Genomic DNA, 20109 nt, shown 5'->3' on the forward strand with positions numbered 1-20109 from the left:
GGGTAAATGGCAGCACCTAAAAAGACACAGAAGAGAATGCCAAGACGGCGTGAGGAGTTCACCTATCGCGGCTTCAAGATCGACGAGCTCAAGGCGATGGGGATCAGCGAACTCCTCCCCCTGATGCCCGCCCGTCCCCGCCGCAAGATTACCCGCGGATTCTCCCGCGGTGAAGAGACCCTACTGGAAAAGATCCGTGGTGGCGACGAGAAGGTACGGACTCACCTCCGTGAAATGATCGTCATGCCGGAAATGATCGGCAAGACCATCGAGATCTACAACGGCAAGGAATTCATAAAAGTAGAGTTCCAGCCAGAGTCGGTCTTCCGCTATCTCGGCGAATTTGCCCTGACAAGAAAGAGAGTTTCTCACGGAAGCGCCGGTATCGGTGCAACCAGAGGCAGCAAGTACGTTCCGCTGAAGTGATGAACATGGCACGCATTGATTATTCCAACAAAACAAAGGGCGACAACGTGGCTCGGGCAAAAGCCAATGAGCTGAACATGTCCCCCAAGCACTCCATTGAGATTGCCGCGTTCATCAATCACCAGCGTGTGAACGATGCAATCGCGTACCTCAACGAAGTTGTCAAGCTCAAGAAGGCAGTCCCCTTCCGGTACTTCTGCCGGAATGTCGCGCACAAGCGCGGCCTTCCTGGCAACTGGGACGCAGGCCGGTACCCGGTCAAGGCCTCCAGGGAATACATCCGTCTCCTGGAATCGGTCAAGAAGAATGCAGAATATATCGGTCTCGATGCAGAGAACCTCGAGATCATCCACGCATCCGCCCAGCGCGGCCGCGCCCAGAAGGCATTCTTCCCCCGTGCAATGGGACGGGCAACCCCCAAAGTCCGTGAGTCTGTGAACCTCGAGATCATCGTCCGTGAGGTGGCGTAATGGCGGTAGAGAGAAAATTCATCGCTGAAGGTGTCAGGAAAGCCCGCGTCGAGAAGTACCTTTCAAAGGAACTGAAACGCGCCGGCTACGGCGGCATGGATATCGCCCGGACTCCCCTCGGGACCCAGGTGACGATCTTTGCCGAGAAGCCGGGTATTGTCATCGGTAAGGGTGGCAAGTTAGTCCACCAGCTCACCCAGGATCTTGCCCAGAACTACGGTGTCGAATCCCCGCAGATCGAAGTACAGCAGGTCAACAACCCCAGCTTCAACGCCCAGATCATGGCGGAACGGCTGGCAAATGCGCTTGAGCGCGGCTGGTACTTCCGTAAGGCAGGATCCAGTATCATGCGCCGGGTCATGGAATCCGGTGCACTTGGCTGTGAAGTCGTTATCGCAGGAAAGCTGACCGGGGCCCGTGCCCGTACCCAGAAGTTCACTGAAGGGTACATCAAGCACTGCGGTGAACCGAGCAACACGATTGTCGAGAAAGGCTATGCCGTCGCAATCAAGAAACTCGGTGTCATCGGTGTCCAGGTCAAGTTAGTTCCGGCAGGCGCAAAACTGCCTGACCACTTCTCCATCATCGAACAGGAGAAGAAGCGCCCGGCACAGGTGGCCGCTGTCACTCCGGTTAGTGATATCGACATGGAAGAACCAGCCCTTCCTGATGAGAAATTAGGAGAGGATCAGTAATGGCAATCTTCAGGGCCAAGGATGTCAAGCAGTTCTCCGATGTAGAACTGCAGGAGAACATGGGAAAACTCCGGATGGAACTCGTCCAGCACTACGGTAAAGTCAGTGCCGGCGGTGCCACCGAGAATCCCGGCCACATCCGCGAACTCCGGCGAACCATTGCCCGTGTAATGACCGAGCAGAACCGCAGGAGAACTGCATGATCTCTTCCCAGAATGTCCTCCGACATGAACTGATCGGGATGGACATTCTGGTATCAGGAGCTGCGAATCCGGCACAGAGAGGACTTTCCGGCCGTGTCATCGATGAGACAAAGAACCTGCTGGTGATCGAGACCCCTCGCGGGGTCAAACGTATCCAGAAGATGCACAGCACATTCAGGCTGCATCTTCCAAGCAGCGAAACTGTTGAGATAGACGGATCCGTGATGGTTCTGGCTCCTGAAAAAAGGATCAACCTGCACGAAAAGAAGAGGATACCATAATGGCACTTAACATTGGATTGAACGTCCAGGCACCAAAAGAGGAGTGCAGGGACGTTAATTGTCCGTTTCACGGCACTTTACCGGTGCGCGGCCAGGTGATCACCGGTAAAGTCGTGAGCGACCGAATGATGGGAACGGTCGTAGTTGCACGGAATTACATGCACTACGTCCGCAAATACAAGCGGTACGAGAAGCGAAGCTCGAAGCTCCATGCCCACAACCCCCCCTGCATCCAGGCAAAGGTTGGCGACATGGTGAAGATTGCTGAGTGCAGACCGCTGTCGAAGAGCACGACATTCGTCGTAGTGGAGGTGCAGAAGCCATGAAGGCAAAGCAGTCCAAGACGCCGAGGTCTCTCGCGACGGGAACGAGACTTGCATGCGCTGACAACACCGGTGCCAGGACAGTCCAGATCATCTCTGTCTTTGGCTACCACGGTGTCAGGCGCCGTCAGCCCAAGCTTGGCCTTGGGGATCTCTGCACGGCGAGTGTCCAGAAAGGCACCCCCGACATGCGCCGCAAGCTGGTGCGTGCGGTTGTTATCCGCGCAAAGAAGGAGATGCGCAGGCCCAGCGGCATGCGGGTATCGTTCGATGACAACGCGGTTGTTGTTGTGGATGAGAAGAATGAGCCGAAAGGTACCGAGATCAAGGGACCGGTTGCGCGTGAAGTCGCAGAACGCTTCCCCAAGCTTGGCTCCATGGCAACGATCATTGTCTGAGGTGGGATATGGTAAGAATTGAAAGCGAACAGCCCAGAAAACAGAGAAAGGCACGCTACAATGCACCTTCTCACATGAGGTCCAAGTTCCTCAATGCACCCCTCTCAGACGCACTGAAGGAGAAATACAAAAAGAAGACGCTGCGCGTTGTCAAGGGAGACACCGTCAAGGTACTCCGCGGGGACTTCGTGGGCAGCGAGGGCGTTGTTGACGCAGTTGACACTGGCAAATCAAAGATCATTGTCCACGGTGTATCGTCAACCAAGGCCGACGGGACCGAAGTGCCCCGGGCTATCGATCCCTCGAATGTCCAGCTGACGAAGCTCAAACTCGATGACAAACGCCGCATAGCAAAACTCGGGGAGGCCGAATAATGTCAGACCACCTGAAGCGACTCAACGCACCGGACTCGTGGCACATTGCAAAGAAGACCACGACGTTCATCACAAAGACCGCACCCGGCCCGCACAATGCAAACGCGATGCCGATTGCTGTCTGGCTCCGTGACCACATGCAGTATGCACGGAACTTAAAAGAGGTCAAGCAGATCCTCGGCCAGAAGGATGTTATCATCAATGGCCGTGCCTGCCGCGACCCCAAGATGGGCATCGGTATCTTCGATATCATCGCCCTGCCGAAGATCAACAAGTACTACCGCATCCTTCGTGACAAGAACGGCAGGCATGTCTCGATCGAGATTGACGCAGAGGCTGCAAAGACACGCCTGTGCAAGATCACGAACAAGACTACCATTACCGGTGGCAAGGTCCAGCTGAACCTGCGCGACGGTGCCAACATCCTTGCAGACAACACCTACAAGTCTGGCGACTCCGTAGTCGTATCCATTGAATCCGATACCCGGTTCAAGATTGTCGACCACTTCCCGTTCGCGGTTGGCAACATGGCCATGATCATTGGTGGCCGCCACTCCGGTAATGTCGCACGGATTGTCGACATCGTCAAGATGCCCGGCAGCGTCCCGAACAGGATCATCCTCGAGGATGAGAAGTCAGGAACCAAGTTCGACACGATCGCTCCCTATGTCTACATCGTAGGGAAGAAGACATCCGCAGTTGCAAAATGGGGGCATGAAGAGTGACCTCAATGCGTGATGTCTACATCGACAAGGTCGTTGTCCACATGGGCGTCGGTGAAGCCGGTGAGAAACTGGTCAAAGCCGAGAACATTATGAAGACGATCACCAAGCAGACACCGATCCGGAGCATTGCCAAGAAGACCCAGCCGGCCTTCTCTGTCAGGAAAGGCATGCCCATCGGGTGCAAGGTCAGTCTCCGTGGCAAACGCGCCCGCGACTTCTTTGAGACCGCCCTCAAGATCGTCAACAACACGCTCTTTGAGAGCCAGCTCGACAAGAGCGGGAATTTCTCATTCGGTATTGAGGAACACACGGACTTCCCCGGCATGTCCTACGACCCGCAGATTGGTATCTACGGTATGGATGTCAACGTAGTCCTCGAGCGCAAAGGCATCCGGATCACCCGCAGGAAAATGGCGCAGAAAAAGCTCCCCGGAAAACAGCGCGTGAGCAAGACGGATGCAATTGCATTCCTCAAGGAGAAGTACCAGGTAGAGGTGCGCTAATGGCTGGAGAAAGGAAGAAGATCTACGGTCGCGGTGCGAACGAATGCAAGATGTGCGGCCGCAAGCAGGGGCTCGTACGCAGATATCATATCATGTTCTGCAGGCAGTGCTTCCGCGAATGGGCCCAGAAGATGGGCTTCAAGAAGATGAGCTGAGGAGTGAGCAAGAATGACACGACTTAACACTTTAGCAGACGGAATGTGCACCCTGAAAAATGCGGGTGACACCGGCAAGTCCGTCTGCGTCATTGAACCCGCAAGCAAGCTCCTCGGCGCAATGCTCCGCATCATGCAGGACGCCGGGTATATTGGCGGCTTCGAGTTCATTGAGGATGGCAGGGGCGGACAGCTCAAGGTCAACCTCACCGGCAGGATCAACCGCTGCGGTGCGATCACCCCGCGGTTCTCCGTGCAGCTGGACGAGATGGAATACTGGGAGAAGCAGTATCTCCCCGGGAAGAACTTCGGTCTCCTGATGCTTTCGACCTCCCGTGGCGTAATGTCCCACGAACAGGCGAGGAAAGAAGGTATCGGCGGCGAACTGCTCGGGTACGTGTACTAGGGGTGCGATGATGTCAGCAGTACGAAAGGTAAAAATTCCCGATGGCGTCAAAGCACAGCTTGACGGCACGCAGCTCAAGGTGACCGGTCCCAAGGGGCAGATGATCCGCAACATGCGCTTCCCCCAGGTCACTGTTACCTGCGATGGCAAGGAAGTCAGCATCTCCACCGATTCCACAAGGAAAGAGATCACATCGATGGTCGGCACGCTCGAGGCGCACACCAAGAACATGTTCCATGGCGTCAGCGCTGGTTTCGAGTACCGCATGAAAGTGGTATACAGCCACTTCCCTATCCAGCTCAAGGTTCAGGGCAACAGGCTGGAAATCGCCAATTTCCTTGGTGAGAAGAAAGCCCGGTCCGCACGAATCGAAACCGGTGTGACGGCAAAAGTCGCCAATGATGAAGTCGTCCTCACGGGAGTCGACCGTGAACTGGTCGGCAACTCAGCAGCAAACATCGAGCACGCCTGTCACATCCGCAACCGCGATCCACGTGTGTTCCAGGATGGCATCTAAATGGTTCAGAGGGGATGAAGTCAATGACAACAGAAGTCAAGCGATTAATCCAGGTGCGCGTTGATAAGGGCGCAAGCTTCAAGCGCGACGGATATGGCAAGAAACGCCAGCTCTCCGATTCCTGGAGAAAGCCCCGCGGTCAGCACAACAAGCAGAGGGAGCAGAAGAAGGCAAAGGGAGCACTCCCCAAGCCGGGATATGGCAGCCCTATTGCCGTCCGTGGCATGCACCCGAGCGGGTTCTTCGAAGTCCTCGTTTCATCGACAAAGGAACTCGAGGGACTGGACCCCAAGACCCAGGCAGTCAGGATTTCCGCAACTGTTGGCGACCGTAAGCGTGTCGCGCTCCAGGATGCAGCACTTGCAGCCGGTCTTAAGGTACTCAATGCCCGCACCGTGAAGGCCAAGGAAAAGAAGGCACCGGCCAAGAAAGAAACCAAGGCCGACGAAAAGAAGCCCGCAGTGAAATCTGCAAAGTCCAAGGCAGCACCTGCCAAGAAGGACGCAAAGAAGGAGAAGCCAGCGTCCAAGCCGGAAGAGAAGAAGGCCCCGGCAAAGAAGGCAGCCGCCAAGCCAAAGGCCGAAGAGAAGAAGCCAGCGTCCAAGCCGGAAGAGAAGAAGGCGCCGGCAAAGAAAGCAGCCGCCAAGCCCAAGGCCGAAGAGAAGAAGCCTGCAGAGAAACCCGCAGCAAAAAAGACCGCCAAGTCCGGGGTGAAGAAGAATGAGTGACGTTGCCAGCCAGAAACGCATTGCAGCAGCAATCCTGAAATGCGGTATCAACCGTGTCTGGTTTAATCCGGAGCGCATCTCGGACATCGAGAACGCAATTTCGCGTGAGGACCTCAGGGGACTCATCACCGAGGGCGTCATCAAGGCCCGCCAGAAAAAAGGCGTCAGCCGCGGCCGGGCACGCGCACGGATCGCTCAGCGGTCCTACGGGCACCGGAAGGGTCCAGGCAAGAGAAAGGGTGCGGCGGGAGCCAGAAACCCCAGCAAGACCGCATGGGTCCAGAAGATCCGTGCGATCAGGAAAGTGCTCGTTGAACTCCGCGATGCCGGCACCATTGACCGGCATATGTACCGCATCATCTACAGGAAAGCGGCAGGCGGTCAGTTCAGGAGCGTCGCGCACATGAAGGCGCAGATGGAGATCCTCTTAGGGAGGATGAAGTAACATGGCAACAGGATCACGGTATTTTGTCCCCTTCCGGAGACGGAGGGAAGGCAAAACCGATTACTACCAGCGGACGAGGCTTGTTGTTGCAGACGTACCCAGGATGGTCGTGCGCAAGACAAACCGGCACATCATTGTGCAGCTCGTTACGGCTGAGATGGACGGCGACCGTACCCTCGTAGCAGCAAACTCTGCCGAGCTGGAGAAATACGGATACAAGGGATCGACATCCAACACCCCGGCAGCATACCTCACGGGCATGCTCTTTGCCGTCAAGGCAAAGAAGGCCGAGCAGGACAGCGCGGTCCTTGACATCGGGCTCAACCGTGCAACACCGGGAGCCCGTGTGTTCGCTGCACTCAAGGGTGCAGTGGATGCAGGTCTTGATATCCCCTACGGTGAGGAAATCCTCCCGTCCGAAGAGCGTCTCAAGGGCGCTCATATCGCGGCATACAACAAGAATGCCGGCGATCTTGTCAAGATGGTTGAACAGGTGGCAGCAGCCATAAAGAAGGAGATGGCGTAACATGGCATACGAACGAGAAGAATGGCAGCCGGTCACCGGTCTTGGCAAGCTCGTTGCCGCAGGCGAGATCAAGAGCATTGATCAGGTTCTCGAGAGCGGCAGGCCGATCAAGGAACCGCAGATCGTTGATGCGTTCCTCCCCGACCTTGAGGATCAGGTCCTCGATATCGCCATGATGCAGCGCATGACCGACTCGGGCCGCCGTGTCCAGTTCCGTGCAGTTGTCATTGTCGGCAACCGCAACGGGTACATCGGATTTGGCCAGGGTAAAGATGTACAGGTCGGCGATGCAATCAAGAAAGCAATCGTCAAGGCGAAGATGAATCTTATCAAGGTCCGCCGTGGCTGTGGCAGCTGGGAATGCGGATGCAATGTCACGCATTCGATCCCGATGCAGGTTACCGGCGTGGCCGGCAGCGTCAAGGTCACTCTCAAGCCGGCACCGCAGGGTACCGGGCTTGTTACCGGTGACATCAGCAAGAAAGTGCTCGAGCTCGCCGGCATCAAGGATGCCTGGACCTTTGCACGCGGACAGACCCGCACCACCATCAACTTCGCAAAGGCGACCTTCAATGCGCTCAAAGCAACCAATATGATCCGGACTGGGGGGTCGCAGTAAATGTACGCGGTCGTTCAGGTCCGCGGCGTGGTGAAGACCCGCCAGGATATCAAGGACACGTTGAAGATGCTGCGCCTGCACCATATCAACCACTGTGTGTTCATCCAGGACACTCCCGAGAATCTCGGTATGATCCGGAAAGTCAAGGACTACGTGGCATTTGGTGAAGTGGATGCAGCAACCGTCGAGACCCTCCTGCAAACCCGCGGCAGGGTTATCGGCGATGCCCCGCTCACGGACGAGTACATCAAGTCCAACTCGACCTACAGCGGCATTGTAGACTTTGCAAAGGCACTTGCCAGCGGAGAGACGAAGCTGCGCGACATGCCGGGCCTCAAGCCTGTGCTGCGCCTTCACCCCCCGCGCAAGGGATATAAGACCACCAAGCGGACGTTCCCCCAGGGTGGAGCGCTTGGCTATTATGGTCAGGAGATCAATACTCTCCTCATCAAAATGAGGTGATTCGGATGCCAACCAACAAGCGTTCAAAATACCGCGGATCGCGGACATGCGGCGGCGGTACCCACAAGAACCGGCGCGGTGCAGGAAACCGTGGTGGCAGGGGACGAGCCGGCATCAACGCTCACCACTTTGTCAAGTGGTACAAGGAGATGGGCGGACGGGTATTCGGCAAGGACGGATTCTGTAACCAGATCGCAGTCGATGTAACAACCATCGATGTCGGTGTTCTGGACCAGATCGTGCCCTCGCTCCTCGCACAGGGTATTGCGAAGAAAGAAGGGGATGCGATTGTGATCAACACCGCTGACATGGGAATCGATAAGGTTCTTGGCACCGGCAAGGTCACCCGTAAGATCAACATCTCCGCACAGTCCTTCTCAGAATCTGCGAAGGCGAAGATCGAGAAAATGGGCGGAATGGCCCAGGTTGTCTAACGACAACCACATTTTTTGGGTGAAACAATGGGAGACCTGCTGGATCGAATGGAACCCCTGCTCGCTGCGATGCCCGCAGTCAAGAGCCCGGAGGGCCACGTCCATTTCAAAAATAAGTTGATTTGGACTGTTGGAATTCTTATTCTGTATTTTGTCCTGACGAATATTCCGGTATTCGGACTGGCACCTGACAGCGCGGATATCCTCGCTGCCTACCGTGCACTCCTTGCCGGGGCAAGCGGATCGATCGTCCATCTTGGTATCGGACCGATCGTCACGGCATCCATCGTGCTCCAGCTCTTAAAAGGTGCAGACATCCTGCGTATCGACACGAGCGAAACGCGCGGGCAGGTCATGTACATGGGCCTGCAGAAGCTGCTCATCTTTGTCATGATCATTATTGAAGCCGCCCCGAACATCGTTGGCGGGTTCATGCAGCCCGATTCGGTCATTGCAACCCAGTTCTTTGGTGGCAACCTTTTCGCAGTATCCCTCCTGATCTTCCTCCAGATCTGTATCGGTGGCGTCCTCATCTTCTTCATGGATGAAGTTGTGACAAAATGGGGTATCGGTTCCGGTGTCGGACTGTTCATTATTGCCGGTATATCCCAGGCACTCGTGAACGGGTTCATCAGCTGGGCCAGTGTCAAGGATCAGTATCCCGTCGGTTTCTTCCCGCGTCTTGTCGCTATCGGTCTCGATGGCGGGAATTATCTGGCATACTTTGGTTCTGACCTCCTTGCATTCGTCACCACCATCGTGATCTTCCTGATCATTGTCTATGTTGAATCCACCCGCATTGAGATCCCTCTTGCTCATGCCCAGATACGCGGAGCACGGGCGCGCTTCCCGGTCAAACTGATCTATGCCAGCGTCCTGCCGATGATCCTGGTGCGTGTGCTCCAGGCAAACATCCAGATGCTTGGCATGTTCCTTTCCAATGTCGGGATCACGATCTTCGGGACGTTCAGTGGTTCTACACCCCAGAACGGTGTCATGTGGTACCTTGCTCCGATTAACGGACCTACGGACTGGATGTGGTGGACAACCGATCTCGGGCATGCTGCATGGCAGGTGCTATTACGGATGGGGATAGATATCACATTCATGGTGGTCGGAGGTGCGATCTTCGCTCTCTTCTGGATCAAGACGGCCGGCCTCGACTCAAAAGATGTCGCCCGCCAGATCCAGATGTCTGGCATGTCCATCCCAGGCTACCGGCGTAACCCGCAGGTACTGGAGAAGTACCTTGACCGGTACATCCCCCGTGTAACCATCATCGGTGGCGTCTTCATTGGTGTGCTCAGTGTTATTGCAAACCTCTTTGGTGTCATCGGGTCGGTGAGCGGGACAGGTCTGTTGCTGACCGTGAGTATCACGTATCGTCTCTACGAAGAGATCGCAAGCCAGCAGATCATGGAAATGTACCCGTTCATGCGGACATTCTTTGGAAAAGAGTGATTTGACAGGAAAGGGACAAGGATGGAAGGAAAGAAGGTCATCATCACCGGTGTGCCGGGTGTCGGCAAGACAACGGTTATCAACGAGACACTGAAGAAACTCAAGGAAGAGGGCATCGAGTACCAGTCGCTCAACTTCGGAACGTTTATGTTCGAGGTGGCCAAGGCGGATAATATCGTCAGGGACCGGGACCAGATGCGCACGCTCGACCGGGCAGTCCAGAAACGGCTGCAGCAGCGGGCAGGTCAGGCCATTGCGCAGATATCGGGTAATGTCTTAATCGACACCCATGCCTCGGTGAAAACCCCCAAAGGCTATCTCGCAGGACTCCCTGAATGGGTGCTCCGTGCAATCATGCCGGATATCATAGTGCTCGTTGAAACCGATGATGACCAGATCCTTATGCGGCGGCTCTCGGATGAGACGCGGTCCCGCGACAAGGAAGGATCCCGCTCAATTGCAGAACACCAGCAGTTCAACCGGTCCATTGCCGCAGCATATGCGATGATGACCGGTTGCACTATCAAAATGATTACCAACGCTGATTTCCTGCTTGATCGTTCAACGGCCGATCTGGCTGATGTTCTCCGGTGAATATATGGATTTCAAAAAGTTCTGGAACGATTACAGCCTCTGGATTACGTTCGGCTTCATGTTCCTCATGATGTGGGCGTACACCGTTGACTGGCTGCGGCAGGGTGTCGGGTCAGCGATCGATGCGGTATTTGCCCCGCTTCTCATAACCTTCGGCATCCCGTTTTACATCCTGATTGTCATCCTTTCAGCGCTGACGGGTCTCTACTCATCGATCGTGCAGAAATACACGATCGACTATGACAAGATGACCGATTCGCAGGAGCGGATGAAGGAGTTCCAGAAAGAGTACCGCGAAGCGCAGCTCTCTCAGGACGAGAAGAAGATCAAGAAACTGGATGCAAAGAAAGACCGGGTAATGAAGGAGCAGCTGGAACTGTCCCAACAGCAGTTCAAGCCCATGACCTATATCCTGGTTCTTTCTGTCCCTATCTTCTTCTGGCTCCTGTACCGGCTGGCCCAGACAACAACCGCCATCACGATGCCCTATCTGGGCACCCATAGCCTGAGTGACGCCGTTATCTGGATCATCCCGGCCTGGATCTTCTGGTACATGATGTGCTCAATTACCCTGAGCCAGGTGATCAGAAAGGCCCTGAACATCGGGGGCGTCTGATGCGGATCACCGTGAGCGGGTTGCCCGGGAGCGGGACAACATCACTCTCACGGTACCTTGCAGAGCACCACGGGTTCACCATGATCTCTGCCGGCGAGGTCTTTCGCCAGCTGGCAAAAGAACACAACATGGAACTGGCCCGGTTCGGCGATCTCGCACGGAACGATCCCACGTATGATAAGATGATTGATGCCCGCCAGAAGGAGATTGCTCAGGAGCGGGATGATATCATTGTGGAAGGCAGGCTCTCCGGCTGGATGGTGGACAATGCCGATCTCAAAATCTGGCTGTACGCCCCTATCGGATGCCGTATCAAACGTATCGCCTTCCGCGACCAGGTAGCCGATGAGGAGACTGCCATGAACCTGACGCTTGAGCGCGAGCAGTGCGAAGCGGACCGGTACAACTCGTATTATGACATCAACATTGCGGATCTCTCGATCTACCACATCATCCTGAACTCAATGCACTGGGATGTTGAAGGACTGGGCGCCATCATCGACACGTCCATCTCACGGATCAAGACGCACCAGGATACTCAGTAATCGATCATTGTAATCGATCACGTTCAGGTTCTGTTCTCTGGTTTTTGCATACCCGCCTGCGGCGTGAGTATGGTACATACAGAGCTTTTTTTGGGTTGAACCCCGTTACCATTATTGGAAGATGTGACTGGCGTGGAGAGCAACGTAGTCATCCGGCTCGTGGATGCATGGGATGAAGGGGAGATCGTGTATCTCTATCGTGCGGGAGGGTGGTGGAAGGACGAGTATGATCCAGCATCGATTCCCGCCCTGATACGGGGAAGCTTCGCGTTTGCCGTTGCAATTGATACCGGGACGGGAAGGGCTGTTGGTATGGGGCGTGTCCTCTCCGATGGCATCTCCGATGGGTATATCCAGGATCTTGTGGTGCTCCCGGAGTTCCGGAAGCAGGGGATCGGAAAAGAGATCGTTGCTGCGCTGCTCAGGAAGTGTACTGATGCCGGTATCACGTGGGTTAGCCTCATTGCCGAACCGGGTACTGAATCCTTTTACTTTCCGCAGGGGTTCAAACCCATGCAGGGATACGTACCGCTGCTCTGGACGGGGGACTGCTGATGCTTAAGCAGGAAGATTTCCGGCCCGTGACCCTGGCAGACCGGGCATTTTTCGAGAAACATTACGCGCTTTACCCGCAGACCCACTCCGACAATACATTCACGAACATGGTCTGCTGGAACCATTATGCCGAGTATACCTACGCATACGTGGAGAAGAACGTCATTATCGCCAGCACCATCGACAACGTGACCCGGTTCCGTCCCCCCATCGGTCCCCGTAACCCGGCCCTGCTCCGCTCCCTTATCCGGATGGCATCGGACATCAGCGATAATGAACCGATCGTTCTCATCGATCCGGAGACCGCCATATGGATGCGGGAGATCTGTCCGGGCATCAACCTTGTCTCTGACCGCAACCACTTCGAATACGTGTACCGGTCCGCTGACCTTGCCGAACTCCCCGGGAAGAATTACCTTACGATCCGTCGCCAGCTCAATAAGTTCCGGAAAAACTGTAACAATGTTGTCGAACCGATCTCACGGGAGAACTGGGAGGAAGTGAAACGATTCCTCATCGAGTGGTGTGAATGGAAAGGGTGCGAAGGCGACCCTGTCCTTGCCCATGAGAAGGAAGCGGTCTTCTTTGCCATCGACCATTTCAACGAACTCCCGCTCCGCGGGATTGTCATCCGGGTCTTCTCCAAGGTAGGGGCCATCTCCCTGTATGAACCGATGACCAATGATACGGCCCTCCTGCATTTTGAGAAAGGCCTGCCCGACTGCGAGGGGATCTACAAGGCCATCAACAATGAGGCGGCACTGCGCCTTGCAAAGAATTTCACGTATATCAACCGCGAGAGCGATCTCGGCGTTGCCGGGCTCCGTGAGGCGAAGTTACGGTACCATCCGCATCATATGGTGGAAGTCTACGCCATGAAGCGGGACTCGTGAATCGCGGACCTGATACAAAAAAATGGATTATGCAATTGCCAGCGCCAGTATGCCGGATACCATGAGGTTGACCGCAATTGCGGCAAGGAGCATCCCGAGCACTTTACCCATGATGTCGGTGACCACTTCCCCGAGGATGCGCTGGATGAGTTCTGAATAGTAGAGGATGACCCAGGTGGCAAGAAGCGAGAGGGTGATGGCGACAAACGGGATGAGGAGCCCGTAATCCTTTGAGAGGAGCATCACGGTGGTGATGGCACCCGGCCCGCAGAGAAGGGGTGTCCCGATCACCACCCCGGCAGCGCTCTTGGCGGGACCCTTGGAATGGCCAAGTTCAATGCCCAGCGCCTCCTGAATCCCGAGAAGGAACAGCAGGACGCCGCCGGCGATCTGGAAACTGGGGATGCTGAGCCCAAGGATATCGAAGATCATCTTGTTGAAGACCAGGAACAGGTACATCAGGCTGCCAGCCACCGCCACGGCAATGAATGCCTGCTTATGGATCTCTGCCGGTGCCTGCCCCTTGGTCATTGCCGCGAAGATCGGCACAGACAGGAGAGGATCGAGGATGACGAACAGGGTCGCAAACGAGTAGATGATGCCGGGTATGAGATCCATGGTGGTTCTGATCAGGTGTATGTGGTTTTAAGGAATAAAATCACAGGCTCACGACCACTTACGGAGCTTAACACTAGTACAGGATCACGTAGATGGCCAGGATTGCTGCTGTTGAAATCGCACCGGCAGCTGAAACCAGCCGCGATTGTACGTTTGTAACAAGGATCCATGAGGCACCGCAGAAGAAGATGTAGGGGATGAGCGTAGTGATGACGGAGATGGTGGCAAGTTCCGCGAACCGGTTGGAGAAGAGCAGGAGTGCGGCACTGGCAGCGCATCCGGCTGCCAGGGCATACGCAGGAGTGCCACGATGGGTCAGATCCCTGAGTCCGGGTATGGACAACCTTCCTGAGAGCGAATAGAGTACCCGGGACGTACCGACAATATACGCGTTCAGTGCGGAAAGCATTGCCACAATCCCGATGCATGCAACAAGGGTACCTGACTGTGTGAAGAGAATCCCAGCGGCGGCTGCAACGGGTGCCGGTGATGCTGCAAGGGATGCGGCCCCCATACTCCCGATCAATGCGATATTGAGGACAAGGTAGAGAGAGACGACGATACCCATAACGAGGAGAAGCGAGGTCCTGATAAGGGATGGGTCCTTTGTCTCCTCAACGGGAATAGCGCTGATCTCAAAACCTGTAAACGGCCAGTATACGATGATGATCGTTGCCAGCAGGCCGGTGGCTGTCAGGGGTATGTCGGGAATGAAATTTACCGGCCGGATGAACGGGATGAGCAGGAGTGTGATCACCACAAGGGGAATGATCTTGATCAGGGTCAGGAGATTTTCAGTCATGCCGGAAAATGAGATCCCGACGATGTTGATGATACAGAACACAACAATGAGGGCAATTTCAACTATCAGGATCGGGGAGTACGTGAAAAACGAGATGTATTGCCCGATACCGGCTGCAATAGTGGCGACGCCGAATACCGATGAGATGAGGTACAGGATGATAAGTGGCACTGCGATCCTTGCCCCAAAGACGGATTCAAACAGGGAAAAAAAGCTTCCTTCCGAAGCAAACCTGTGAGAGATGGATGACAACGAGAGGAGGACACAGGATGCCGAGATGGCTACGATCACCCATGCAAGCAGGGACCAGGGTCCCGTAAGCCCCGCCGCCAGCCCCGGAACAACAAAGATACCGGATCCGATAGTCCCCCCTACTCCGAGGCTGACGAGCTCCCATAATCCCAGTGAGCGTTTGTACGCCCTGTTCTCTGTCACACCTGCTCCTGATCGGTCCTTGTTTTGTTCTTTTCCTGTCTCGGTATATCAATCAACGGGAAGGTACATCCGCATATGAGCCTCGGTTTCAGGTCTTCCCGTTTGCATTATCCATAATATATAATACCCCGACCCGCCATGTTCCAGTAACGCGGATTCTTTCCTGTCATCTGCGGGAAAGTCCGCATGGTGAATGAATCATGGCGACGGTAGTATCATCCGCAAAAAAAGGCGGTAGGAAGACCGCAGGAAAGCCTGTTACAGCAGGAAAAGCCCCTGCCGCAGTAAAGAAAAAAGCGATTCCGGCAGGCCGGAGCCCGGTAAAAAAATCCGTGGTTCCAGAAAAGAAGAAAACCATAATGAAGAAACCGGTCAAAGCCACGGCGGGCAAGGCCACGAAAAAGCCGGCAGTAAAGAAAGCTTCAAAGGACATGACACGGTACCGCTGCATCCTCTGCGGGTATGTCTATTCACCGCTCCGCGGGGAACCGCACAATGGGATTCCGGCAGGTACGGCATTCGAGGACCTGCCGGATGATTATGTCTGCCCGGTCTGCGGCCAGCGGGGCAAGGGCAGGATCGGAAAATGGGGTTTTGACGAATGGCGGCCAACCCGGTACCTCTGTTCCATCTGCAACTACGTGTATGATGAGAAGCGCGGGGAGCCCCACCGGGGAATCAAACCCGGGACAAAATTCGAGGACTTACCGGATGATTATGTCTGCCCGGTCTGTGCGCTCGATCCCACGATCAGCGTACGGTTTGGGAAGGTCACCAAGCAGGGATTTGAACCGCTCAATATCTGATACCCTGCCTGTAATCCCCCTTTTTTCTCCCGGACTGGCATTGAGGCACGCCATTGGTCACCCGGTCGCATTTACCGGACGGATCTTATAAAAAACGCGCGATCTTATAATCTTATACATCCATCCTTCATGGTAACCACGATTATACCGCCGGAAAACCGGGGGCAGCCGGATGCAAAGCCTACAGGATCCCATCTTCGACCAAAAGCGGCAGGCCCTGGCAGTATTTCTCCATATTGATGCGGAGATGCTGCGGGAATCAAAGGGAACCCTGTACAGTTTCCGGGCGTTTTTCCATGGGAACGATGAGGCATATCTTGTCCTTACTGACTCCGAAGCAACCATTGCAGCGGAACATGCGGTCTCCGAGAAGCTCTGGCTGATCTGCCTGGAAACCCTCTTTGCCTATTTTGACATTGATGCCTATCCATCGGATGTCATTGGTAAGATGAAGACAAAGGAGATCCGGCGCGTGAATGAGGAACTCAAAGCCCTGCTCTACAACACCACCGGCATGGAACTCCTCAAAGAGAAGATGCTCTCGTATGGCAACCGCAAGAATCTCCTTGCCGATTACGACCAGACCGAACATATCCAGGACGGCTTCTTTATCTACCGCCTGTACTAACTTAAAATCCACGTTTTTTCAGTGTTTATCCCTCGTTATCCCTCTTCCTTGCCGCGTCATACTCCGAAAGAAACCGGCATCGCGTTTCCAAATCTATAAACCTGCCGGCGGTTTATTTTATACTGAGTGATACCTATGGCATCTCGATTTCCCGGACCGGAACACCGGTTCCGTTCACTGCTTCTCCTTGCCTGCCTCTCCACGGTCCTGCTGGTTGCAGCCGTATCGGGGTATGGTTACAGTAAAGATTACGAAGGATATCTTGGTGAGACGATCGCCCTGAACGGTGTTTCCTATAACAGCGATACAATCTACCTCTTTATGACCGGCCCCGGGCTCCCGGAGAATGGCGTAACCCTGACCGATACATCACAACTGGCCGCGAATGGCGACTTCACGACTATCGGCGTGAACAGTGACCAGACCTGGTCCTACAAATGGGACACGATGAGGCTCGATGACCAGATCGATCCCGGAACCTATACGGTCTATGCCGTGAACGCCCCGGTGGACAAATCCAATCTTGACGGCCACAGTTACCAGACCCTGAGCGTCTATCTCAAGGATGGCATGCTGGCAAAAGACCGGGTCAGCGTAGGGACGAAATATACCCTCAACCTGGCGGCTGACGACCCCGTCACGACCGTAACCACGGTCACAACCCCGCCAACCAGCCCCCCGACAACCATCGTAACAGAAACGACCATTAAAACCGAGGTTCCAACGCCTTCACCTACCCCCGCAAAGAAATCACCGCTGTTACCGTTTGCTGCCCTCCTGGCAACCGCTATTGCCGGTAGTTTCTGTATTCTCCGGCGTGGCAGGTAATCCGATAAATCCTCCTCCTTTTTTTATTTTAGTCCGAAATCCCGTCTATCGTATCGTGTGTCTGCGACGTATATCGTACCTGGGGAAAACAGCAAGGTATTATCAACCCTGATGTGCATGGTAATATGAGAGGTATGGACGTACCGGCACTGCTTGACAAAGCGCACCACCTGATGAAGGTGGGGCGGTATGACGAGGCGATCTCCCTGTATGACCAGGTCCTGGAGATCAACGGGAACAACACGGTTGCACTCGAGCATAAAGGTAAGATCTACTATTATCTCGGCAGGCACGAGGATGCCCTTGCCTGCTATGACAAGGCCATCACCATCAACCCGAACCTGATCACGGCCTGGTTCGAGAAAGGCTACACGCTCCGTAAGATCCGTCGGCACAATGAAGCAATCGTCTGCTTTGAGCACGCCTTGGCGATCGACCCGGAATATACGTTTGCCATGGCCAACAAGGGATATTCCCTGAATGAACTGGGAAGATATGCCGAGGCAATAGCCTGTTTCGATACGATCCTTGAGGCAAGCCCCAAGAATATCCGTGCAATGACCTCCAAGGGGATTGCCCTCCGGGAACTCGGCAGGAACGAGGAAGCGCTGGCAGTCTTCGAGAAGGCGATCGAGCTCAACCCAATCAACTCCTTTGTCTGGTACAACAAAGCGATTGCCCTCCGCAACCTCGGGCGCTCGAAGGAAGCAGACGATGCAATCCGGATCGTCAACTACCCCCAGGGTACTGGGAAGAAGTGATCCGGATTATTTCCTGATTTTTTCGTTCAGCCTTTTTTCAGGTCCTTGTTGTCATCCTTTGACAGGAGGCAAATAGTCACACTGGTGTACGTCAGGACAATCGTATACCATAATCAGAAGGATTGGTTGTGTGCAGCAAGGGGGGGTCTCCCCCATACCCCCCCACCCGTTTGTTTTTATTGTGTGCAGACCCCCCCTGCCTGGGGACCATTTTGTTTTCTAAACGCATCGATCTCCGCCAGGCAGGAAATATCATTCAGGATTTTTTTACGCAGAAAAAGTCTTCAGACTTCCATTCGGGAATCCAAAATCCCGCAGGTATCGATGAAAAATTGCGTGTCATCAGGAAGTTGAGCATCGCTCAATTTGTAAGAACCCGAAGAAACCCGATGGATTCTTCCGGAACATGAACTCCGTATTGCGAAGAACAAAAAAAATTAGATGAGTTTGAAGATTGGGTGGCTTTCTGATTTGCACTCGATCCCGAGCTGGCGGGTTGCCTCGAGGACGGTGATATCCGTGTAGGCCTGTGCAGTGATCATTGCTTCTACGTTCTCGATAGGTCCGTACATAATGAGGTCGGCACCGAGGGTGGATGCAATCATGTTGCAGCCGATATCGGGTGCTGACCATGCGGCCTGCTTTATGCCCTCAATACCGCCGAGGTAGTGGTGGGACATCTGCTTGAGGAGGACATCCTTGCCCTCGTATCCGGCTGCGAGTACTGAGGGGGTCTTTGAGGTACCCTTCCAGCGCTTGAGCCAGGTCCAGGAGACGGTCATGTTGTGGTATGCACCACCGGTCGGGTAGCCGTGGATTGCCTTGCAGGCAAGGATCTCACGGTACGAGCCGCCGCTTCCGAGGCCGAGGGGGGTTGCTGCAGTGTCGAGAATCGGGCGCTTGATACCGCAGTACTCTGCGATCTCGAGCATACCCTTGGTCTGACCTGCAACGCCGCCTTCTACGAGCACCTTCTCTCTTCCTGCAACTGACGGGTCTGCCGGGTTGAAGGCGAGGACGACGGCTGCATCGACGTCGCTGTTCTTCAGGGCTTCAATGCTCTCGGGAGAGATTGAACCGTTGATCGAGTTGTAGATCGCACGCTTTGCGAGACCGACTTCGGTCACATACTTGCATGCGTGGGCAAGTGCCGTGGGCACTGATGAGTCCATCAGGAACGCGGTCTTGTTGTCGATCGAGTCGAACCAGTTGAAGTAGCTCTCGAATGCTTCGCCATATTCCGCGATGATCTGGATGAAGTGCGGAATGCCGGTCGTGTCCGAGAGGACCTGACAGCGGTTCCACAGGGCTTCTGCCTTTGCCTTGTCGATCGTGCCTTTCTTGTCATCAAGCACGCACTCGTGCTTGTTGTAGAAGATCGATGCACCCAGTACTGTCGGGTACTCGCCGGGCTGGCCACCAATCTTGGTGCCGTTGAAGTCCCAGACGCTCTGTTCTTTTTCGAATCTGAACATGTTCTATTACACCTCCGTTATACCATTGCCATTAATTTCTGGTACAAAAACAACAGCATCACAAATACGGTAATTCCTGCTACGAGGCCGTACAGAATGCCGATATCCCGACCAATTTTTCGTCCAACACGCTGTGCAACTTCCGCATCCACGAACTCGATCTTCTTCTCGATCTTGTCCAGGCGTTTCTCGATCTCGAGGAACTGGGGGTTGGCACTTGCTGCGCCGACTTCCTGCCCACCGGCAGCTTCCTTGACTTCAACGACCATGGCTTCGGAAGCGAACGCACCCGGGTCTTTAGCCTTGAGTTCGTTGATCTTTGCCTTGACGGCCCCGACATCCTCGGTTTCCATGATGTTGACGATCTCAACCTGTTCCTGGAACCGCTTGATGTTGGCGTCG

General features: G+C 54.8%; 33 protein-coding genes. 29 read left to right on the plus strand and 4 right to left on the minus strand.

Annotated elements, in window-relative coordinates:
• Positions 1–6 precede the first annotated feature (6 nt).
• The 25 genes from LUQ43_RS12585 to LUQ43_RS12705 all read left to right on the plus strand — a co-directional run bounded on the left by LUQ43_RS12585 (position 7) and on the right by LUQ43_RS12705 (position 13354).
• The gene (locus LUQ43_RS12585; protein WP_299968282.1) at positions 7–426 is read left to right on the plus strand and encodes a 30S ribosomal protein S19; all 420 of its coding nucleotides are present in this window, start codon (positions 7–9) and stop codon (positions 424–426) included.
• Positions 427–431: 5 nt separating this feature from the next.
• On the plus strand, positions 432–896 hold the full coding sequence (locus LUQ43_RS12590) for a 50S ribosomal protein L22 (RefSeq protein ID WP_299968284.1): 465 nt from the start codon (positions 432–434) through the stop codon (positions 894–896).
• On the plus strand, positions 896–1591 hold the full coding sequence (locus LUQ43_RS12595; protein ID WP_299968286.1) for a 30S ribosomal protein S3: 696 nt from the start codon (positions 896–898) through the stop codon (positions 1589–1591). Before LUQ43_RS12590 ends, LUQ43_RS12595 begins: the two co-directional genes overlap by 1 nt.
• Positions 1591–1794, plus strand: a complete 204-nt coding sequence (rpmC, locus tag LUQ43_RS12600) for a 50S ribosomal protein L29 (RefSeq protein ID WP_299968288.1) — start codon at positions 1591–1593, stop codon at positions 1792–1794. The genes LUQ43_RS12595 and rpmC overlap by 1 nt, the downstream gene beginning before the upstream one ends.
• Positions 1791–2075: a ribonuclease P protein subunit gene (locus LUQ43_RS12605; RefSeq protein ID WP_299968291.1), complete on the plus strand. Its 285-nt coding sequence runs from the start codon at positions 1791–1793 to the stop codon at positions 2073–2075. The genes rpmC and LUQ43_RS12605 overlap by 4 nt, the downstream gene beginning before the upstream one ends.
• The gene (locus tag LUQ43_RS12610) at positions 2075–2401 is read left to right on the plus strand and encodes a 30S ribosomal protein S17 (protein WP_299968293.1); all 327 of its coding nucleotides are present in this window, start codon (positions 2075–2077) and stop codon (positions 2399–2401) included. The genes LUQ43_RS12605 and LUQ43_RS12610 overlap by 1 nt, the downstream gene beginning before the upstream one ends.
• A complete protein-coding gene (locus LUQ43_RS12615) occupies positions 2398–2796 on the plus strand; it encodes a 50S ribosomal protein L14 (RefSeq protein WP_299968295.1) in 399 nt (132 codons plus the stop codon). Before LUQ43_RS12610 ends, LUQ43_RS12615 begins: the two co-directional genes overlap by 4 nt.
• Positions 2797–2804: 8 nt before the next feature.
• Complete coding sequence (gene rplX, locus LUQ43_RS12620) at positions 2805–3170, plus strand: 50S ribosomal protein L24 (RefSeq protein ID WP_299968297.1); 366 nt, start codon at positions 2805–2807, stop codon at positions 3168–3170.
• Positions 3170–3895: a 30S ribosomal protein S4e gene (locus LUQ43_RS12625; protein ID WP_299968299.1), complete on the plus strand. Its 726-nt coding sequence runs from the start codon at positions 3170–3172 to the stop codon at positions 3893–3895. The genes rplX and LUQ43_RS12625 overlap by 1 nt, the downstream gene beginning before the upstream one ends.
• Positions 3896–3900: 5 nt before the next feature.
• Positions 3901–4398, plus strand: coding sequence for a 50S ribosomal protein L5 (locus LUQ43_RS12630; protein WP_299968301.1), 498 nt, complete (start codon positions 3901–3903; stop codon positions 4396–4398).
• The gene (locus tag LUQ43_RS12635; protein ID WP_292415985.1) at positions 4398–4553 is read left to right on the plus strand and encodes a 30S ribosomal protein S14; all 156 of its coding nucleotides are present in this window, start codon (positions 4398–4400) and stop codon (positions 4551–4553) included. Before LUQ43_RS12630 ends, LUQ43_RS12635 begins: the two co-directional genes overlap by 1 nt.
• Before the next feature lie 13 nt (positions 4554–4566).
• Positions 4567–4959, plus strand: coding sequence for a 30S ribosomal protein S8 (locus LUQ43_RS12640; RefSeq protein WP_299968304.1), 393 nt, complete (start codon positions 4567–4569; stop codon positions 4957–4959).
• A gap of 10 nt (positions 4960–4969) precedes the next feature.
• Positions 4970–5476 carry a 50S ribosomal protein L6 gene (locus LUQ43_RS12645; protein ID WP_299968306.1) on the plus strand — a complete coding sequence of 169 codons (507 nt, stop codon included), beginning with the start codon at positions 4970–4972 and terminating at the stop codon, positions 5474–5476.
• A 23-nt stretch (positions 5477–5499) separates the two neighbouring features.
• The gene (locus LUQ43_RS12650; protein ID WP_299968308.1) at positions 5500–6204 is read left to right on the plus strand and encodes a 50S ribosomal protein L32e; all 705 of its coding nucleotides are present in this window, start codon (positions 5500–5502) and stop codon (positions 6202–6204) included.
• Positions 6197–6649 carry a 50S ribosomal protein L19e gene (locus tag LUQ43_RS12655; protein WP_299968310.1) on the plus strand — a complete coding sequence of 151 codons (453 nt, stop codon included), beginning with the start codon at positions 6197–6199 and terminating at the stop codon, positions 6647–6649. Before LUQ43_RS12650 ends, LUQ43_RS12655 begins: the two co-directional genes overlap by 8 nt.
• Position 6650: 1 nt before the next feature.
• Positions 6651–7175, plus strand: a complete 525-nt coding sequence (locus LUQ43_RS12660; RefSeq protein ID WP_299968312.1) for a 50S ribosomal protein L18 — start codon at positions 6651–6653, stop codon at positions 7173–7175.
• Between the two features lies 1 nt (position 7176).
• Positions 7177–7794 carry a 30S ribosomal protein S5 gene (locus LUQ43_RS12665; protein WP_299968314.1) on the plus strand — a complete coding sequence of 206 codons (618 nt, stop codon included), beginning with the start codon at positions 7177–7179 and terminating at the stop codon, positions 7792–7794.
• Positions 7795–8256 carry a 50S ribosomal protein L30 gene (locus tag LUQ43_RS12670; RefSeq protein ID WP_299968315.1) on the plus strand — a complete coding sequence of 154 codons (462 nt, stop codon included), beginning with the start codon at positions 7795–7797 and terminating at the stop codon, positions 8254–8256.
• Between the two features lie 5 nt (positions 8257–8261).
• The gene (locus tag LUQ43_RS12675) at positions 8262–8690 is read left to right on the plus strand and encodes an uL15m family ribosomal protein (protein ID WP_299968317.1); all 429 of its coding nucleotides are present in this window, start codon (positions 8262–8264) and stop codon (positions 8688–8690) included.
• 27 nt (positions 8691–8717) lie between these two features.
• Positions 8718–10151, plus strand: a complete 1434-nt coding sequence (gene secY / locus LUQ43_RS12680; protein WP_299968319.1) for a preprotein translocase subunit SecY — start codon at positions 8718–8720, stop codon at positions 10149–10151.
• A gap of 21 nt (positions 10152–10172) precedes the next feature.
• Positions 10173–10745 (plus strand): adenylate kinase, encoded by a 573-nt coding sequence (locus LUQ43_RS12685; RefSeq protein WP_299968321.1) that lies wholly within the window; start codon positions 10173–10175, stop codon positions 10743–10745.
• Positions 10746–10749: 4 nt separating this feature from the next.
• The gene (locus tag LUQ43_RS12690) at positions 10750–11361 is read left to right on the plus strand and encodes an EMC3/TMCO1 family protein (RefSeq protein ID WP_299968323.1); all 612 of its coding nucleotides are present in this window, start codon (positions 10750–10752) and stop codon (positions 11359–11361) included.
• Entirely contained in the window at positions 11361–11906 is a 546-nt protein-coding gene (gene cmk, locus LUQ43_RS12695; RefSeq protein WP_299968325.1) for a (d)CMP kinase, read from the plus strand. The genes LUQ43_RS12690 and cmk overlap by 1 nt, the downstream gene beginning before the upstream one ends.
• 123 nt (positions 11907–12029) lie before the next feature.
• Positions 12030–12461, plus strand: a complete 432-nt coding sequence (locus LUQ43_RS12700; RefSeq protein WP_363318523.1) for a GNAT family N-acetyltransferase — start codon at positions 12030–12032, stop codon at positions 12459–12461.
• Entirely contained in the window at positions 12461–13354 is an 894-nt protein-coding gene (locus tag LUQ43_RS12705; protein ID WP_299968329.1) for a phosphatidylglycerol lysyltransferase domain-containing protein, read from the plus strand. Before LUQ43_RS12700 ends, LUQ43_RS12705 begins: the two co-directional genes overlap by 1 nt.
• A gap of 27 nt (positions 13355–13381) precedes the next feature.
• On the opposite strand, the gene LUQ43_RS12710 is transcribed toward LUQ43_RS12705, so the two are convergent.
• Positions 13382–13972, minus strand: coding sequence for a MarC family protein (locus tag LUQ43_RS12710; protein WP_299968331.1), 591 nt, complete (start codon positions 13970–13972; stop codon positions 13382–13384).
• A gap of 73 nt (positions 13973–14045) precedes the next feature.
• The gene (locus LUQ43_RS12715) at positions 14046–15209 is read right to left on the minus strand and encodes an APC family permease (protein ID WP_299968333.1); all 1164 of its coding nucleotides are present in this window, start codon (positions 15207–15209) and stop codon (positions 14046–14048) included.
• A 200-nt stretch (positions 15210–15409) separates the two neighbouring features.
• On the opposite strand from LUQ43_RS12715, the gene LUQ43_RS12720 reads away from it, so the two are divergent.
• From LUQ43_RS12720 to LUQ43_RS12735, 4 genes are all read left to right on the plus strand, one after another.
• Positions 15410–16015 carry a rubredoxin gene (locus LUQ43_RS12720; protein WP_299968335.1) on the plus strand — a complete coding sequence of 202 codons (606 nt, stop codon included), beginning with the start codon at positions 15410–15412 and terminating at the stop codon, positions 16013–16015.
• 172 nt (positions 16016–16187) lie between these two features.
• Entirely contained in the window at positions 16188–16643 is a 456-nt protein-coding gene (locus LUQ43_RS12725) for a hypothetical protein (RefSeq protein ID WP_299968338.1), read from the plus strand.
• Between the two features lie 135 nt (positions 16644–16778).
• Positions 16779–17471, plus strand: a complete 693-nt coding sequence (locus LUQ43_RS12730) for a hypothetical protein (RefSeq protein WP_299968340.1) — start codon at positions 16779–16781, stop codon at positions 17469–17471.
• Positions 17472–17605: 134 nt separating this feature from the next.
• On the plus strand, positions 17606–18232 hold the full coding sequence (locus tag LUQ43_RS12735; protein WP_299968342.1) for a tetratricopeptide repeat protein: 627 nt from the start codon (positions 17606–17608) through the stop codon (positions 18230–18232).
• Positions 18233–18669: 437 nt separating this feature from the next.
• Here the strand turns inward: LUQ43_RS12735 and mtrH are convergent, their stop codons facing one another.
• Complete coding sequence (mtrH, locus tag LUQ43_RS12740; protein WP_299968344.1) at positions 18670–19707, minus strand: tetrahydromethanopterin S-methyltransferase subunit H; 1038 nt, start codon at positions 19705–19707, stop codon at positions 18670–18672.
• Between the two features lie 17 nt (positions 19708–19724).
• Positions 19725–20109, minus strand: a 385-nt coding sequence (gene mtrG, locus LUQ43_RS12745) for a tetrahydromethanopterin S-methyltransferase subunit MtrG (protein WP_299968346.1), incomplete at its 5' end; no start/stop codon positions are given.

This window comes from Methanoregula sp. (assembly GCF_028679125.1).
GTDB lineage: Archaea > Halobacteriota > Methanomicrobia > Methanomicrobiales > Methanospirillaceae > Methanoregula.

Excerpts from the sequence above, each read along its gene's own strand:
- LUQ43_RS12615 (WP_299968295.1), top strand. The coding sequence starts at position 2,398 with ATGAAGGCAAAGCAGTCCAAGACGCCGAGGTCTCTCGCGACGGGAACG.
- LUQ43_RS12720 (WP_299968335.1), top strand. The coding sequence starts at position 15,410 with ATGGCGACGGTAGTATCATCCGCAAAAAAAGGCGGTAGGAAGACCGCA.
- mtrH (WP_299968344.1), bottom strand. The coding sequence starts at position 19,707 with ATGTTCAGATTCGAAAAAGAACAGAGCGTCTGGGACTTCAACGGCACC.
- cmk (WP_299968325.1), top strand. The coding sequence starts at position 11,361 with ATGCGGATCACCGTGAGCGGGTTGCCCGGGAGCGGGACAACATCACTC.
- LUQ43_RS12595 (WP_299968286.1), top strand. The coding sequence starts at position 896 with ATGGCGGTAGAGAGAAAATTCATCGCTGAAGGTGTCAGGAAAGCCCGC.
- LUQ43_RS12655 (WP_299968310.1), top strand. The coding sequence starts at position 6,197 with ATGAGTGACGTTGCCAGCCAGAAACGCATTGCAGCAGCAATCCTGAAA.
- LUQ43_RS12725 (WP_299968338.1), top strand. The coding sequence starts at position 16,188 with ATGCAAAGCCTACAGGATCCCATCTTCGACCAAAAGCGGCAGGCCCTG.
- LUQ43_RS12590 (WP_299968284.1), top strand. The coding sequence starts at position 432 with ATGGCACGCATTGATTATTCCAACAAAACAAAGGGCGACAACGTGGCT.
- LUQ43_RS12710 (WP_299968331.1), bottom strand. The coding sequence starts at position 13,972 with ATGGATCTCATACCCGGCATCATCTACTCGTTTGCGACCCTGTTCGTC.
- LUQ43_RS12735 (WP_299968342.1), top strand. The coding sequence starts at position 17,606 with ATGGACGTACCGGCACTGCTTGACAAAGCGCACCACCTGATGAAGGTG.
- LUQ43_RS12685 (WP_299968321.1), top strand. The coding sequence starts at position 10,173 with ATGGAAGGAAAGAAGGTCATCATCACCGGTGTGCCGGGTGTCGGCAAG.
- LUQ43_RS12660 (WP_299968312.1), top strand. The coding sequence starts at position 6,651 with ATGGCAACAGGATCACGGTATTTTGTCCCCTTCCGGAGACGGAGGGAA.
- LUQ43_RS12585 (WP_299968282.1), top strand. The coding sequence starts at position 7 with ATGGCAGCACCTAAAAAGACACAGAAGAGAATGCCAAGACGGCGTGAG.
- rplX (WP_299968297.1), top strand. The coding sequence starts at position 2,805 with ATGGTAAGAATTGAAAGCGAACAGCCCAGAAAACAGAGAAAGGCACGC.
- LUQ43_RS12645 (WP_299968306.1), top strand. The coding sequence starts at position 4,970 with ATGTCAGCAGTACGAAAGGTAAAAATTCCCGATGGCGTCAAAGCACAG.
- LUQ43_RS12705 (WP_299968329.1), top strand. The coding sequence starts at position 12,461 with ATGCTTAAGCAGGAAGATTTCCGGCCCGTGACCCTGGCAGACCGGGCA.
- LUQ43_RS12635 (WP_292415985.1), top strand. The coding sequence starts at position 4,398 with ATGGCTGGAGAAAGGAAGAAGATCTACGGTCGCGGTGCGAACGAATGC.
- LUQ43_RS12665 (WP_299968314.1), top strand. The coding sequence starts at position 7,177 with ATGGCATACGAACGAGAAGAATGGCAGCCGGTCACCGGTCTTGGCAAG.
- LUQ43_RS12610 (WP_299968293.1), top strand. The coding sequence starts at position 2,075 with ATGGCACTTAACATTGGATTGAACGTCCAGGCACCAAAAGAGGAGTGC.
- LUQ43_RS12640 (WP_299968304.1), top strand. The coding sequence starts at position 4,567 with ATGACACGACTTAACACTTTAGCAGACGGAATGTGCACCCTGAAAAAT.
- LUQ43_RS12670 (WP_299968315.1), top strand. The coding sequence starts at position 7,795 with ATGTACGCGGTCGTTCAGGTCCGCGGCGTGGTGAAGACCCGCCAGGAT.
- secY (WP_299968319.1), top strand. The coding sequence starts at position 8,718 with ATGGGAGACCTGCTGGATCGAATGGAACCCCTGCTCGCTGCGATGCCC.
- LUQ43_RS12730 (WP_299968340.1), top strand. The coding sequence starts at position 16,779 with ATGGCATCTCGATTTCCCGGACCGGAACACCGGTTCCGTTCACTGCTT.
- LUQ43_RS12690 (WP_299968323.1), top strand. The coding sequence starts at position 10,750 with ATGGATTTCAAAAAGTTCTGGAACGATTACAGCCTCTGGATTACGTTC.
- LUQ43_RS12650 (WP_299968308.1), top strand. The coding sequence starts at position 5,500 with ATGACAACAGAAGTCAAGCGATTAATCCAGGTGCGCGTTGATAAGGGC.
- LUQ43_RS12630 (WP_299968301.1), top strand. The coding sequence starts at position 3,901 with ATGCGTGATGTCTACATCGACAAGGTCGTTGTCCACATGGGCGTCGGT.
- LUQ43_RS12605 (WP_299968291.1), top strand. The coding sequence starts at position 1,791 with ATGATCTCTTCCCAGAATGTCCTCCGACATGAACTGATCGGGATGGAC.
- LUQ43_RS12675 (WP_299968317.1), top strand. The coding sequence starts at position 8,262 with ATGCCAACCAACAAGCGTTCAAAATACCGCGGATCGCGGACATGCGGC.
- rpmC (WP_299968288.1), top strand. The coding sequence starts at position 1,591 with ATGGCAATCTTCAGGGCCAAGGATGTCAAGCAGTTCTCCGATGTAGAA.
- LUQ43_RS12625 (WP_299968299.1), top strand. The coding sequence starts at position 3,170 with ATGTCAGACCACCTGAAGCGACTCAACGCACCGGACTCGTGGCACATT.